Origin of the sequence: Sphingobium estronivorans (assembly GCF_008692605.1) — a bacterium.
GTDB lineage: Bacteria > Pseudomonadota > Alphaproteobacteria > Sphingomonadales > Sphingomonadaceae > Sphingobium > Sphingobium estronivorans.
This window is the reverse complement of sequence record NZ_LFCT01000009.1, coordinates 13,737-27,673: the sequence shown is the minus strand read 5'-3', so window position 1 is coordinate 27,673 and position 13,937 is coordinate 13,737. Positions and strand designations below refer to the sequence as shown.

Annotated in this window: 10 protein-coding genes and 2 tRNA genes; 6 read left to right on the top strand and 6 right to left on the bottom strand. The window is 62.5% G+C overall.

Going from position 1 to position 13,937, the window contains the following annotated elements; all coding sequences use genetic code 11:
• Positions 1 to 187 precede the first annotated feature (187 nt).
• Positions 188 to 1,873 carry an energy-dependent translational throttle protein EttA gene (ettA, locus tag F7P65_RS08415; protein WP_150291293.1) on the bottom strand — a complete coding sequence of 562 codons (1,686 nt, stop codon included), beginning with the start codon at positions 1,871 to 1,873 and terminating at the stop codon, positions 188 to 190.
• A 101-nt stretch (positions 1,874 to 1,974) separates the two neighbouring features.
• On the opposite strand from ettA, the gene F7P65_RS08410 reads away from it, so the two are divergent.
• From F7P65_RS08410 to F7P65_RS08400, 3 genes are all read left to right on the top strand, one after another.
• Positions 1,975 to 3,351, top strand: a complete 1,377-nt coding sequence (locus F7P65_RS08410; protein WP_150291292.1) for a M28 family peptidase — start codon at positions 1,975 to 1,977, stop codon at positions 3,349 to 3,351.
• Between the two features lie 156 nt (positions 3,352 to 3,507).
• Positions 3,508 to 3,723, top strand: a complete 216-nt coding sequence (locus F7P65_RS08405; protein WP_150291291.1) for a hypothetical protein — start codon at positions 3,508 to 3,510, stop codon at positions 3,721 to 3,723.
• Positions 3,724 to 3,853: 130 nt separating this feature from the next.
• Positions 3,854 to 3,930: transfer RNA gene (locus tag F7P65_RS08400), tRNA-Pro, on the top strand.
• A gap of 388 nt (positions 3,931 to 4,318) precedes the next feature.
• On the opposite strand, the gene F7P65_RS08395 is transcribed toward F7P65_RS08400, so the two are convergent.
• The 3 genes from F7P65_RS08395 to F7P65_RS08385 form a co-directional block, all read right to left on the bottom strand.
• A tRNA-Ile gene (locus tag F7P65_RS08395) sits at positions 4,319 to 4,394 on the bottom strand.
• A gap of 74 nt (positions 4,395 to 4,468) precedes the next feature.
• Positions 4,469 to 5,506, bottom strand: coding sequence for a polysaccharide deacetylase family protein (locus tag F7P65_RS08390; RefSeq protein WP_150291290.1), 1,038 nt, complete (start codon positions 5,504 to 5,506; stop codon positions 4,469 to 4,471).
• Positions 5,507 to 5,553: 47 nt separating this feature from the next.
• Positions 5,554 to 7,266 carry a sensor histidine kinase gene (locus tag F7P65_RS08385; RefSeq protein ID WP_240334240.1) on the bottom strand — a complete coding sequence of 571 codons (1,713 nt, stop codon included), beginning with the start codon at positions 7,264 to 7,266 and terminating at the stop codon, positions 5,554 to 5,556.
• Positions 7,267 to 7,434: 168 nt separating this feature from the next.
• Between F7P65_RS08385 and F7P65_RS08380 the strand changes: the two genes are divergently transcribed.
• Positions 7,435 to 7,911 (top strand): Lrp/AsnC family transcriptional regulator, encoded by a 477-nt coding sequence (locus F7P65_RS08380; RefSeq protein ID WP_150291289.1) that lies wholly within the window; start codon positions 7,435 to 7,437, stop codon positions 7,909 to 7,911.
• Positions 7,912 to 7,990: 79 nt separating this feature from the next.
• On the opposite strand, the gene F7P65_RS08375 is transcribed toward F7P65_RS08380, so the two are convergent.
• Both F7P65_RS08375 and F7P65_RS08370 read right to left on the bottom strand, forming a co-directional pair.
• The gene (locus F7P65_RS08375; RefSeq protein ID WP_150291288.1) at positions 7,991 to 9,262 is read right to left on the bottom strand and encodes a tetratricopeptide repeat protein; all 1,272 of its coding nucleotides are present in this window, start codon (positions 9,260 to 9,262) and stop codon (positions 7,991 to 7,993) included.
• 105 nt (positions 9,263 to 9,367) lie between these two features.
• Positions 9,368 to 10,645, bottom strand: coding sequence for a hypothetical protein (locus tag F7P65_RS08370; protein ID WP_150291287.1), 1,278 nt, complete (start codon positions 10,643 to 10,645; stop codon positions 9,368 to 9,370).
• A 257-nt stretch (positions 10,646 to 10,902) separates the two neighbouring features.
• Here F7P65_RS08370 and gyrA point away from each other — a divergent pair, with 257 nt between their 5' ends.
• Both gyrA and F7P65_RS08360 read left to right on the top strand, forming a co-directional pair.
• Complete coding sequence (gyrA, locus tag F7P65_RS08365) at positions 10,903 to 13,581, top strand: DNA gyrase subunit A (protein WP_150291286.1); 2,679 nt, start codon at positions 10,903 to 10,905, stop codon at positions 13,579 to 13,581.
• Complete coding sequence (locus F7P65_RS08360; protein WP_150291285.1) at positions 13,578 to 13,925, top strand: DUF952 domain-containing protein; 348 nt, start codon at positions 13,578 to 13,580, stop codon at positions 13,923 to 13,925. The genes gyrA and F7P65_RS08360 overlap by 4 nt, the downstream gene beginning before the upstream one ends.
• The last annotated feature ends 12 nt before the right edge of the window (positions 13,926 to 13,937 follow it).

Genomic DNA, 13,937 nt, shown 5'->3' with positions numbered 1-13,937 from the left:
GAAATTTTTCTCGTAATTAAATAAAAAAAGGCCGATCCCAAAGGGACCGGCCTGAAAGTTTTAGGAGAGGATGCCTGAAAGGCACCCCCTATGTGCAGTGCAGCATGCTATTTCGCAAGTGCGAAAAGTAAAACCTTCGTTGCAATGATTGCAACTTGGTTACCGCATAGGCCCGGCACCACGGAAATCAGCGGGTCAGCTTCTTGTAGGCCAATCGGGTCGGACGATCTGCGGCGTCGCCCAGACGACGGCGCTTGTCCTCTTCATACATTTCGAAATTGCCTTCGAACCATTCGACATGGCTGTCGCCTTCAAAGGCCAGAATGTGGGTCGCCAGACGGTCGAGGAAAAAGCGATCGTGGCTGATGACCACGGCGCAGCCCGCGAAATTCTCGATGGCTTCTTCCAGCGCCGCCAGCGTTTCGACGTCAAGGTCGTTGGTCGGTTCGTCAAGCAGCAGCACGTTGCCGCCCTTCTTCAGCATCTTGGCGATATGCACGCGATTGCGTTCACCGCCCGACAGCTTGCCGACATTCTTCTGCTGGTCCTGCCCCTTGAAGTTAAAGGCGCCGACATAGGCGCGGGTCGACATGTCGTGACCGTTGACCTTCACATAATCGAGGCCGTCGGACACTTCTTCCCAGACATTCTTCGACGGGTCGAGATGGTCCCGGCTCTGGTCGACATAGCCCAGGCGCACGGTCGAACCGATGTCGATCTCGCCCGAATCGGGTTGTTCCTGCCCGGTGATGATCTTGAACAGGGTCGACTTACCCGCGCCGTTCGGCCCGATCACGCCGACAATGCCACCCGGCGGCAGCATGAAGGAGAGGTCCTCGAACAGCAGCTTGTCGCCATAAGCCTTCGAGATGTTCTTCGCCTCGATCACCTTGCCGCCCAGACGCTCGGGCACCTGAATGACGATCTGCGCCTTGCCGGGCGTGCGGTTTTCCTGCGCGGCGACCAGTTCCTCGAACTTCTTGATACGCGCCTTGGACTTGGTCTGGCGGCCTTTGACGCCGGCGCGAATCCACTCCAGCTCGTCCTTGATCGCCTTCTGACGGCCGGATTCCTCGCGGGATTCCTGATCCAGACGCTGGGCCTTCTTTTCCAGATAGGTGGAATAGTTGCCCTCATAGGGGAAATATTTGCCGCGATCGAGTTCCAGAATCCAACCCACGACATTGTCGAGGAAGTAGCGGTCGTGGGTGATCATCAGCACCGCTCCCGCATATTCCTTCAGGTGATTTTCCAGCCATTCGACGCTTTCGGCATCGAGGTGGTTGGTCGGTTCGTCGAGCAGCAGGATGTCCGGCTTCTGGATCAGCAGGCGGGTGAGTGCGATACGGCGCTTTTCACCGCCCGACAGGCTTTCGACCGACCAGTCCGAAGGCGGGCAGCGCAGCGCTTCCATCGCAATCTCGAGCTGATTGTCGAGCGTCCAGCCATCCACCGCGTCGATCTGTTCCTGGAGCGTGCCCATTTCCTCCATCAGCGCGTCGAAATCGGCGTCCTCGGGCGGGTCCGCCATGATCATGCTGATCTCGTTGAAGCGGTCCATCTTGTCCGCGATCTCGCGGGCGCCGTCCTTGACGTTCTCCAGGACGTTCTTGCTGGTGTCGAGTTGCGGCTCCTGCGGCAGATAGCCGACAGTGATATTCTCGCCGGGCCACGCCTCGCCAGTGAAATCCTTGTCGATGCCGCCCATGATCTTCATCAGGGTGGACTTGCCCGCGCCGTTGGGACCGACGATGCCGATCTTGGCGCCGCGATAAAATTGCAGATTGATGGCGTTAAGCACCGGCTTCTGGGCGCCGGGAAAACTCTTGGTCATGTTTTTCATGACAAAGGCATATTGCGATGAGGCGGACATGGTTCGCGCGAGCTCCGAAAGTCAGACAGATAAAATCCGGGCGGAGTTAGCGGAGCCCAAGCGCGTTGGCAAATGGGCGATGCCCCGCTAAGCCTTCATCCATGCAGAAAATCCGATCGGGCACGCTGGCCGCCCTTTTCTTCGGCAGCATCTTCACCCCCGCCCTCCCCCTCATCGCCGCGCCGTCCCCCGTGGAGGCGATTCGCGCATCGGCTTTGACCGACGCGGTCGCGATGGACTTCACCGAAGGGCTGACCACCGAAATCGGCCCTCGCCCCGCCGGCACCCCTCAGGAGGCCCGCGCCCGCGACTGGGCCGTGGCGAAGCTCAAGAGTCTCGGCTTTACCAATGTCCGTGCCGAACCCTACACGATGCCCGTCTGGCTGCGCGGTCGGGACGAAGCGCATGTGCTTTCGCCCTTCCCGCAAAATCTGATGCTCGCCGCGCTGGGCAACAGTGCCTCGACACCGGAAAAGGGTATCGAGGGCGAAGTGGTCTATTTCCCCACTCTCGCTGACCTCGAAGCCGCGCCCGAAGGCAGTCTGAAGGGCAAGATCGCCTTCGTCAGCCACGCCATGCATGCTACGCAGGACGGCAGTTCCTACGGCTATTTCGGCGCGACCCGTCGCCAGGGACCCAGCATCGCATCGAAGAAGGGTGCCGTCGCCATATTAATCCGCTCCATCGGCACCGATCATCACCGCCAGCCCCACACGGGCGTCCAGATGTGGGCCGATGGCGTCAAACCGATTCCCGCCGCCGCCCTCAGCGTGCCGGATGCCGAACAACTGGCCCGCATGGTTGCACGTGGCCAGCCGGTCCGCCTGCACCTGACATTGACGTCGAAGATGTTGAAGGATCAGCCCTCCGGCAATGTCATCGCCGAAATTCCGGGTAGGGATCCCAAGGCCGGCGTGGTCGTCGCCGCCTGTCATCTTGACAGTTGGGATCAGGGCACGGGCGCCATCGACGATGGCGCCGGTTGCGGTATCGTCGCTGCGGCCGCGCTGCAAGCCGCGAAGGCGGGGGCACTCCGCCGTACAATCCGTGTACTGATGGCCGGTACAGAGGAGGTCGGCGGCAATGGCGGCCGCGCCTATTTCGACGCCCATGGCAAGGAACCGCACGCAATGGCGATGGAATCGGACTTCGGCGCCGATCGTGTCTGGCGCGTGGATTTCAGACTGCCGCAGGGTCATGAGGGCCTTGCCAGCCGGATCGCTTCCGGACTCGCGCCGCTGGGGATCGGCACCAGCCGCTTGCCGGCGGGCGGAGGGTCCGACATCGAACCTTTGGTCAAGGCGGGCATTCCCGTGATCGATCTCCAACAAGATGGTACCCGCTATTTTGACATTCACCACACGCCTGACGATACATTGGACAAGATCGATCGGGATCAATTGCAGCAGAATGTCGCGGCTTGGGCGGTTGCACTTTTTGAAATCGCGAATGCGCCAGAATCGCTAGGCGTTAACTGAACTTTTATTGTAGACAACTGCTTGTCGCGTGATTCTGTCGCTTCACCGACGCAGAAAAGCATTGATTTGTGCAACGCACACGTTAATGCGGGTCGCTCGCGTAAGCCACGAATTTAACGTGTCTGACGCGGCAAAATGCTATGGGAGCCGTACACAATGAAGAAGATCGCTGTTGTTTTCGCTTCGGCCGGCCTGCTGGCCCTCGCCGCTTGCGGTGAGAAGCCGGCCAACGAGACCGCGAACGCTTCGAACGCTGTTGTCGAGAACGTTGTCGAGAACGCCGCTAATGCTGCTGACAACGCCGCGAACGCTGCTGACAATGCTGCGAACGCTGCCGCGAACGCCGCTGACAACGCTGCGAACGCCAAGTAATCTTCGCTTCAGCGAGATTTTCGAAAGGGCGGATCGTCTACGACGGTCCGCCCTTTTTACATGGATCGAACATCCGCATAAAACCGAGATTGACGGGCGCCCTAATTCGCCGCTAAGGCCGCCCTCGCGCCGGGGAGTAGCGCAGTCTGGTAGCGCGCCTGCTTTGGGAGCAGGATGTCGCAGGTTCGAATCCTGTCTCCCCGACCACCTATCTTTTCCGTGCTGTTCCATCCCTTCCTGAAGCTGTTGCAAGCGCGGCAGTGTTGGCCGTTCGGCCATTCCAAGGCGTCCCATCACCTCGCCCCATTTTCCCCAAACCGCTGCGGCGGCGTTCCAACGGCTGGAGATGACATTCTTCGCAATCGCGACCGACAACCACGTCTTTGCTATCGAAATCCTCGTCAGCGCGTTGCAACAAACTCTAAAGTGCAGCACGACGCTCTCCAAACAGTGCCGGGGCATTGCGCGAAAGCATGGGAGGTCGCTCTATGCACGGGTGTGCCTGGCTTGAAGAAAAAATTTTCGCGCAAATGGCCTGAGAACTGCAAGATAAACAGCGCAAAGATGCCCGCAAGCGACTGTTATAGTAAGAATTTGGTGGGCCCGGCAGGACTCGAACCCGCAACCTAGCCGTTATGAGCGGCCAGCTCTAACCATTGAGCTACAGGCCCCACCCTTGATGCGATTTCGAAGCTCCCGGCCTGGATATCGCAGTAAATCCTTATAGCCGCCCGGATAGGCAGCATCACGCCGCTTGGCAAGCCCGTCTGCGTGGCGGAACCGCGTTCAGCAACTGATCCAGCGTTGCCGGCAGAATATTTCGCCGCGCCAGATGGTTGAGCACGCCGTCCCACCAGCGATAAAAGGCAACGAGATCGCGTTCATTGCGCACATAGGGCGTGTGTCCCGGCTCCAGCGTCGGCGAATGGAAGCTGAAGTTGAGCACCCGAACGCCTTCCTCGATCAGCGCGTCGATCGCCTGGATCGCCTCGCGCGACGACACTCCTTCGGGCGTTAGCGGGACGCGGCTCAACATCCGTGTCCGCGCCAGTGCGCCCGCAATCGGCCCCATGTCCAACGCCGCACGATAGAGCCGCTCACCGCCATTTCGCAACAGACCGACAAAGGCAGTCGACAGCGGCAATTCCACCAGCGCCCGGTTCGGCCCGGCCCAATAGGGATTTTGCGGCAGCCCGCGGAAATCCGGCCCATGCTGCGCGCTATAGTCGAACCGGCTGCGCACCGAGCTGTCGATACGAAATCCCGCCTCCTCCAACAGGCGCGCACTATTCGGCCCCACGCCATAGCGTCCCGCCCGATAAGCGATGGGTGATCGCCCGAACCGCTCGGCTATCCGTCGGCGCAACATCTCCAGTTTCGCCCGTTCGAGCGTTTCTGGCAGAAAACCGACATAGCTGTTCGCCGCCATGACCTCTTCGACATGCGGCGGATTGACCCACGGATGGAGATGCGCGCCAATATCGGCCGCGCCGTCAGTCAGCCAACGGCCCATCATGTCCACTGCCGCATCGCTCTCGAGCACGGGATAGTCGGTCACATAGACCGGCTTCAGCCCCGCCGCCGCGAAATAGGCCTGCCCCCGCGCCATGCCGTGCAGCGCCGTCACGCCATGGCCCGTGCGGCTGAAGGGCGCAGTCCAGTCAAATTCTTCCTCAGTGTCCACGAACAGCATGAAACGCGTGCCGAACGCCGGATCGAGCGCGATCCCATCCTCCGCGACAGGCGCGCGGAGCAGATTACCGTCATGAGGAAATCCATCCATCGCGCTTTCCTAAGCGGCAATGGTTGCCATAGGGTTTCCGGACCGGATCAACCGTTGCCGACCGCATCCCCGGTTTCGGCCATGGCAGGCATGGCAAGCAGGAAACGCTCCGGCTCGATCTCCAGGGCGCCACCGCACCCCGCCGCCAGACTGCGGATCAGCCGCAGGGAAAAGCCCAGCCCCAGCAAAGGTCCATCGGCCCAATTCCCGTCCGGCATATAGCCCGGATCGAGCAGCCGTTCCTCTTCCATCCCTGCCAGGCTGGAGGGTCGGTCTATCGCCAGCACGACCCGTCCTTCGCCTCCATCGAACTGATAGCGACAGGCCCCGGCCAGCGGCTCTCCACCGGGCGCCACGGAAATCAGCGTGCGCAGCAGGTGCTGCACCATGCGCTCGCCCTGCACCGGATCGATCCGTACCATCGGCAGGCCGCGCGCCATTGCGATGTCGATCTGCGGGCCATCGACCTGCTCCCGGAAACGTGCCGAAACCTGCGTCACCAGCAACGCCGGATCGACCGCACGCGGTGCCGTGTCCCCCTCCCCCCGCGATACCCGCGCCGCGAGATCGAGATCGTCGAAGGCTGTCAGCAAATGCCGCGCATCCAGCGCGATCTTCCCCGCCATGTCGCGATAGGCTTCGCCTGCCGGACCGAACAGTTCCTGCTCGATGATCTCAGCAAAGCCCAAGATCGCGTTCAGGGGAGTGCGCAACTCATGCACGAGCTGCCGGATGGAGTCGGCTGAAAGGCCAGCAATCGACACCGGCTCAGCTCGCGGTTCGCTCGCCACCTCATGCAGATAGGGCCGCCGAGCCTGGCCGCGATAACCCTGGAACCGGCCGGAGCGCGGATCGAAAAAGGGCGTTGCCGACAACCGCCATTCACCCGCCATCGTCCCGCCGACAATCGTATAGCGGCCATTTTGAAAGCCGCTGCGCCGCATGAAGGCTCCGGCGACATGACCATCGGGACCGCTGCCGCCGTCCAGCGCGATCTCGTTGAGCGCCAGACCGATCAGCGCCGCCCTCGGCCCCTGATCGATCCAGACGATGACGCCCGCCGCATCCGTTTCAAAGGCGAAGCTGCGCGGGCCCGCCGACTCAGCGGGTCGCGGTGTTTCGACCGCTTCCCCCGCCCGCCGGGCGCTGGTGAAGCGGGCGATCCGGTCGACCAGATTGCGAATCTGGCTCTGGTCCTCCGCGACCTCCTCCGGCCTAGTGCCGCCATGCGCTGCCGCTGCTTCGGCGGGCGCTTCGAAAGGAACGATCATCGCGTCGGTCAGCAGCATGTCTTCCTGCTGCTCGACCGCGCTGGTCAACACCAGATCGGTCGCGCCGAAAGCCTCCAGCCCCTGCGCCGTCGCCGGGCCCAGATCGCGCCGCGCGCGCAAGACGCCGCGCGCCGTCGGCGTCAACCGGGGCAGCATGTCGACCCATGCTTCATCGGACAGCTTCGCGCGCGACACGGCCGCCGCGGCAATGGCCGGTCGGTCGCCCGCGAAAAATTCCACCAACGCCGGCGACCGCAGCCGCCCGCCCAATTCCACCACCGTCGCGATGCGCTGCGTTTCCGACAGTTTGGGCAGCAAGCCGGTCATGCGTTCCAACAGGGCTGCGCGCTCGGCGTCGGATACCACTGTGCGGTCATGCCGGTCGTTCTGCGCCAACAGATCCACGCACTGCCGCCACAGCGTCACGGCACCAAGGCCGCTTCTGCTGTCCGCGGCAAGAACCGTCTGCATGAGATCGTTGAAGCGCACCCAAATTCCTCGTCGGAGAGATCGTTACACAGCGATAATGCTTCGCGATCCAAAGGGGAAGAGGCGCAAATGGGTTCTTATCCGAACGTCGCATAGTGGGACAATTGCATTGTCCTGAAATATTATTATGGTAACCTGCTCTTAACAGGCAAGGAAATAAGCGGAATAATGGCCGGCCCCAATATTGACGACATCGACCTCCAGATCCTCGGCGAGTTGCAGGGCGACGGCAGGATGACCAACGTGGAGTTGGCTCGGAAGGTCGGACTGACGGCCCCCCCCTGCCTGCGCCGCGTTCGCGCGCTGGAGGAAAGCGGCGCGATCAATTCCTATCATGCGGTCGTCAACCCGGCGATGCTGGGCTATACCATCACCGTGTTCGCCATGGTCAGCCTGAAGAGCCAGGCCGAAGCTGACCTTAAAGCGTTCGAGGACCACATCGCCACCCTGCCCGAAGTGCGGGAATGCTATATGCTGAACGGCGAAATCGACTTCATTTTGAAGGTGGTGGCGAAGGATCTTCAGAGCTTCCAACAATTTCTGACGTCGAAACTGACGCCCGCCCCCAATGTGGTGAGCGTGAAGACATCTCTCACCATTCGCACGTCGAAAAATCTGCCGGGCGTGCCGCTGCCGGTTGAGTGATCGCGAAGATCATGGATGGACGTCCCCCATCTCACGGATGGGGGAAATCGCAAGCGCGTGAAATCAGCCTACGCTATTTTCAACTGGCAGGGGGCACGACCACCGGCGTGAACGCCGTCTTGCGGCTCTGCTGATCGACCCATACCGACCAGAAACCCGCGACATTGGCCCAGTTGCCCGTCGTCACCTGCGCCAGTTCCGCTTTCGCGCCCGCCAGATCGCCCGATCGCGCCAGCGCCACGCCCAGCCGGACATGGGCCTTCCCGGCATCCACTCCGCCCTTGCTCAGCGCCAGCCGGTACTGTTCCGCCGCCTGCGGGAACTGACTGAGCGAGAAATAGGTGTCGCCGACCGTCATCGCCGCCGACCCATCCTTGGCAGCCGCCGCCTTCTTCGCTGCAACGGGCAGTGCCGCGATTTCCTTCGCCGCCTTGGGCGTCGCGCTCTTCAGCAACTGCGCCGTCGTCGCCTGACCCGCAGTCAGCTTGCCTGCCGAGCGCCCGGCTTCGATAATCGCCTTGGTTTCGGCGCTATAGCCAGTCTTGTCGGCCAATTGCGCATAGGCCTGATAATCGCGCTCGCTCGCCATGGCGCCATTGGCCGCCTGCAAACGGTAAAGGTCCAGTTGAGCCTGTGCATCCATGCCCGGCGCGCTGAGATAGTTCGCCAGCGCGGACCGCCAGTCGCCCGTCGAGCCATAATGGCTTAGCCGTTCGCGGTAAAGCGCCCCGACCTCGGACCAGTCGCCCGCCTGATACGCCATGGAGATCGCACGGTCATACCAGGCGGCCGGGATCGGCTGTCCCGCTGCCCGCTGCCGCGCCAGTGCGTCCTGCACGAAGCCGCGCGCATCCTTGGCCTTGTTCCGCCGCAAAGCGATATCCGCCCGCAGCATGGTCGCATCGATGGGATCGTAGCCAAGCGTCTTGGCATAATCGAGCTGCGCCGTCGCATCGTCATAATTGCCGACGATGAAGGAAAGATAGCCCGCGACATAACGCAAACGCGGCATGTCCGTCTTGGGGACGGACGAGGTCTTGAACATGTCGTTCAGCGCAACGCGCTGCGCCTGCCGGTCGATCTTCAACACCGCCAGTTCGAACCGCAGCCCTGCGGCCACATAGGCTTCGAAATCGCTGACCGGCATCAGCCCCGTAATCTGGGTCTGGGCGCCGGACAAATCACCTGCCTTGATCGCGCTCTCCGCCGCTTGCGTCGCCGCGCGGAAACTGTCCGACATTTCGATAACCGGGCCGGTCGCAGCCGCCTTCTTCGCAGCAGCGGGCGCCCCCGTCAGCAGCGCCGTGCCCGCCAACAACCCCATCAGAATCGAATGTCGAATTGCGGCCATGTCAGCCATCCCCCTTGTCGCCTGGCCCTGACCAGAGCGTTCATCATGTTCGAATAGGCATGACGCGCCGCCCCCACGGGCAGCGCGTCACGATCGCCCGAAAAATCAGGCCTTGGTCGCGAGATAGGCCAGCCACAGATCGGCGATCTTCTTGCGCGATCCGGCCTGCACGGACTGGAAGGCCGACTTGGCCGAAGCGGTGTCGCCGCCCAGCGCCTTGGCAATGCCCATGCGGCTGTTGATCTCATCCGCGTCGACGCCGCCCTTCTGTTTGGCAAGTTCGAACATCGCCGCAGCCTTGGCATAATCGCCATAGCCCAGATAGGCGTCGGCCGTCGCGGCCGCGATCTTGCCGTTGGCCGCCTTCCTTGCATCGGCCTCGGCCGAACCGAGCGAACCCTTGTCACCCGCGATTTTCGGAACCGCAGTCTGATACAGGTCGCCGCCCTGGCTCGCGCTCAGCACGCCCTTGCTGCGGCCGGCGTCAATGGCCGACTTCACTTCGCCGTAAATGCCGGTCTTGGAAGCCATTTCGGCATATTCCAGATAGTCCTGCGCGACCACCAGGCCACCCGAGACCGCCATCAGACGCAGCACGTCGAGATTTTCGCGGTTGGAGATATTCGGGTTGGCCTGCTGGAACAGGCGGACCAGCGTGCGCAGATTTTCGCCGCTCGGGTTGGCCTGATAGGCAAGCGTCGCCCATTCGGTCACTTCCGGCAACTTGGCGGTGGCAGCACGGCTGACGCCGATCTGATACCATTGCGCGGGCACCTGTCCGCCCGCCGCCTTGGTCGCGTCAGCCGCCGCCTTCAGCGCCGCGAGGCCCTGCAGGTTCAAGCCGCGCTGCGGCTCGACCGACGCGTTGGCGGTGCCGGCCTTGCCGAAATAGGACTGCGCCAGCGTCACGTTCACCGCGTCGGGCTTGTAACCGGCCGCAGCGGCGGCCTTGGCGCGCGAGATCGCCAGATCGTAATTCTTCGCCTGAAGTGCCTGTTCGGCCGCCACCGCGTTGAACTGACCGACCTGGTCCGCCGGGGTCAGACCACTGTCGAGCATCTGCGTCAGTGCCTCGCCCTGCATCGCGCTATCCTTGGCAGCGATGGAGGTGTTCAGCTTGACCGCGCCGATCTGATATTTGTCGTCATTCGACTTCGCCTTGCTGTCCGCTTCGGCCAGCGCCGCCTTGGCGCCCGCGAAGTCCTGCTTGCCCGCAGCGGTCTGCGCCGCCTGGAGCGCCTTCATGACATCGGGCGATACGTTGAGCTTGGGCGCGCTGCCCTTCTTCTCTTCCTTCTTGGCGAATGCGGGAGCCGAGATGGCGCCGCCAGTCAGCGCAAGAGTCAGCGCGAGCGCCACGGGGGTAACAAAACGCATGTTCATCTTCTCCTCTGCGCCCGGGGGACAGGCGGCCCTTGTATGACGCCGATTAGGGGTCGGCGCGTGAATAACGTTTGAACAGCCTATATGCACCACTTAACCGCATGTCAGCCCCCGGCAAACGTTCTGGCCCGCTCTTCATGCATCTCATGGTTTGTACAGTTCGTGCTCGGCGCGCGCGTACGCGCGAGGGGTGACAGAATTGTTTCGCTCCGCTAGTGCATACCCAACACTATACACTCACCAAAAAGAGAATCGATTTGACCGACGAGACCGTCCTCGCCGACCCCTCGGACATCAGCCCCATCTCCATCGTGGACGAGATGAAGGCGAGCTATCTCGACTATGCCATGTCGGTCATCGTCGCCCGCGCCCTGCCGGACGTGCGCGACGGGTTGAAGCCGGTCCATCGCCGTATTCTTTTTTCGGCCCATGAATCGGGCTTCCAGCATAACAAGCCCTATCGCAAGTCGGCGCGCATCGTCGGTGACGTGATCGGTAAATATCACCCGCATGGCGACAGCGCGATCTACGACGCCTTGGCGCGCATGACGCAGGACTGGTCGATGCGGGTGCCGCTGATCGACGGCCAGGGGAACTTCGGTTCGATGGACCCCGATCCGCCGGCGGCGATGCGGTACACCGAGGCGCGCCTGGCCAAGGTCACGAACGCGCTGCTGGAGGATCTCGACAAGGACACCGTCGATTTCCAGCCCAACTATGACGCCTCGGAAAGCGAGCCGCAGGTCCTGCCGGCGCGCTTCCCCAACCTGCTGGTCAACGGCGCGGGCGGCATCGCGGTCGGCATGGCGACCAACATTCCGCCGCATAATCTCGGCGAAGTGATCCGCGCCTGCCTTGCCTATATCGACAACACCGGCATCACCATTGACGAACTGATCCAGATCGTCCCGGGTCCCGACTTCCCCACCGCGCCGCTGATCCTCGGCCAGTCGGGCGCACGCAGCGCCTATCATACCGGCCGTGGCTCGATCATGATGCGCTCGCGCCATGAGGTCGAGGAAGGACGCGGCGACCGCCGCTCCATCGTGCTGACCGCCATTCCCTATCAGGTCGGCAAAAACGGTCTGGTCGAGAAGATCGCCGAAGCCGCCAAGGACAAGCGGATCGAGGGCATCAGCGACATTCGCGACGAATCGAGCCGCGAAGGCGTGCGCATCGTCATGGACCTGAAACGCGACGCCACGCCCGAAGTCGTGCTCAACCAGCTCTGGCGCAACACCCCCGCCCAGTCGAGCTTCCCGGCCAATATGCTCGCCATTCGCGGCGGCCGGCCGGAGGTCCTGAACCTGCGCGACATCATCGAAGCGTTCGTTCGCTTCCGCGAAGAGGTCATCACCCGCCGCACCAAATATGAGCTCAACAAGGCTCGCGACCGCGCGCATATCTTGTTGGGCCTCGTCATTGCGGTCACGAACCTCGATGAAGTCGTCCGCATCATCCGTGGATCGTCCAGCCCGGCGGAAGCGCGCGAATCCCTGCTCGCCCGCGAATGGCCGGTCGCGGAAATCGCGCCCTATCTGCGCCTTGTCGAAGCCATCGAAACGGAAGTCAGCGGCGACACCTATCGCCTGAGCGACACGCAGGTCCGCGCCATCCTCGATCTGCGCCTGCACCGCCTGACCGCGCTGGGCCGGGACGAAATCGGCAATGAACTCGCCGAACTCGCGGCTGCCATTGCCGAATATCTTGCCATCCTCGGCGATCGCGTGAAACTCTATGCCGTGATGCGCGAGGAGTTCGAGGCCATCGAACGCGACTTCGCCACCCCGCGCCTTTCGGAAATCACCGCCGCCGCCGACGGCATCGACGATGAGGACCTGATCGAGCGCGAGGAGATGGTCGTCACCGTCACCGTGCAGGGCTATATCAAGCGCACGCCCTTGGAGAGCTTCCGCGCGCAGGCACGCGGCGGCAAGGGCCGCTCCGGCATGGCGACCAAGGATGAGGACGCCATCACCGAACTGTTCGTGACGTCCACGCATACGCCGGTCTTGTTCTTCTCCACGGCGGGCAAGGTCTATCGCCTGAAGGTCTGGCGCCTGCCTGAAGGCGGCCCGGCGACGCGCGGCCGCCCGATGGTGAACCTGCTGCCGCTTGGCCCGGGAGAGACGATCCAGACCGTCCTGCCACTGCCCGAGGATGAGGATAGCTGGAAGGAGCTCCACGTCATGTTCGCAACCGCGAACGGCACGGTGCGCCGCAACAGCATGGACGCCTTCGCCAACATCCCGTCGAACGGCAAGATCGCCATGCGCTTCGATGACGACAGCAGCGACCGCCTGATCGGCGTCGCGCTGCTTACTGAAGAGGATGACGTCCTCCTCGCCACCCGTCAGGGCAAAGCCATCCGCTTCCAGGCGACCGATGTGCGCGAATTCCAGAGCCGCACCTCGACCGGCGTGCGCGGCATGACGCTGAAGGGCGATGATGAGGTGATCTCCCTGTCGATCCTCCATCGCTCCGGCGCCGATCAGGAACAGCGCGAGGAATATCTGCGCTTCGCCCCCTGGAAGCCGGAGAAGGAAGGCGAAATGCAGGATCAGGACATGTTCGCGCTGATGAAGGAGCGCGAACAGTTCATCCTCACCGTCTGCTCCAACGGCTATGGCAAGCTGTCCTCGGCCTATGAATATCGCCGCGCCGGACGCGGCGGTCAGGGGATCACGAATATCGACAATATCGGCCGCAACGGCCCGGTCGTCGCCAGCTTCGCGGCGACGCAGGGGGATCAATTGATGCTCGTCACCGATCAGGCCAAGCTGATCCGCATGGGCCTCGACAGCCTGCGCGTCATCGGCCGCAGTTCGGCAGGCGTGCGCCTCTTCAACGTGTCCGACGACGAACATGTCGTCAGCGCCGCCAAGATCGAGGAAAGCGACGAAGCCGACGACGCGGTGGAAACTGCGGAGGCGTGACCGATCTCTTCGCCTATAAGATCCTGACCAGGGATCAATATGACCAGTTGAAGACCGACGGCGTGTTCAAGGGCGCGCCCGTCGATCTTGCGGACGGCTATATCCACATGTCCACCCGGCAGCAGGCCGCCGAAACCGCCGCCAGGCATTTCGCGGGCCAGGACAATCTGGTGATGGTGATGGTGGACCTGGCGCCCTTTCGCGATACGATCAAATGGGAAGCATCGCGCGGCGGCGCCCTCTTCCCTCATCTCTATGCCGACCTGCCGCTGAGCGCAGTGGCCGGCAAGGTCATCCTTCGCCTGGATGAGCAGGGCAAACATCTTTTCCCGGCGGGATTCTAGGGAAACTGGAAC

Excerpts from the sequence above, each read along its gene's own strand:
- F7P65_RS08370 (WP_150291287.1), bottom strand. The coding sequence starts at position 10,645 with ATGAACATGCGTTTTGTTACCCCCGTGGCGCTCGCGCTGACTCTTGCG.
- F7P65_RS08405 (WP_150291291.1), top strand. The coding sequence starts at position 3,508 with ATGAAGAAGATCGCTGTTGTTTTCGCTTCGGCCGGCCTGCTGGCCCTC.
- F7P65_RS08410 (WP_150291292.1), top strand. The coding sequence starts at position 1,975 with ATGCAGAAAATCCGATCGGGCACGCTGGCCGCCCTTTTCTTCGGCAGC.
- F7P65_RS08375 (WP_150291288.1), bottom strand. The coding sequence starts at position 9,262 with ATGGCCGCAATTCGACATTCGATTCTGATGGGGTTGTTGGCGGGCACG.
- F7P65_RS08390 (WP_150291290.1), bottom strand. The coding sequence starts at position 5,506 with ATGGATGGATTTCCTCATGACGGTAATCTGCTCCGCGCGCCTGTCGCG.
- ettA (WP_150291293.1), bottom strand. The coding sequence starts at position 1,873 with ATGTCCGCCTCATCGCAATATGCCTTTGTCATGAAAAACATGACCAAG.
- F7P65_RS08380 (WP_150291289.1), top strand. The coding sequence starts at position 7,435 with ATGGCCGGCCCCAATATTGACGACATCGACCTCCAGATCCTCGGCGAG.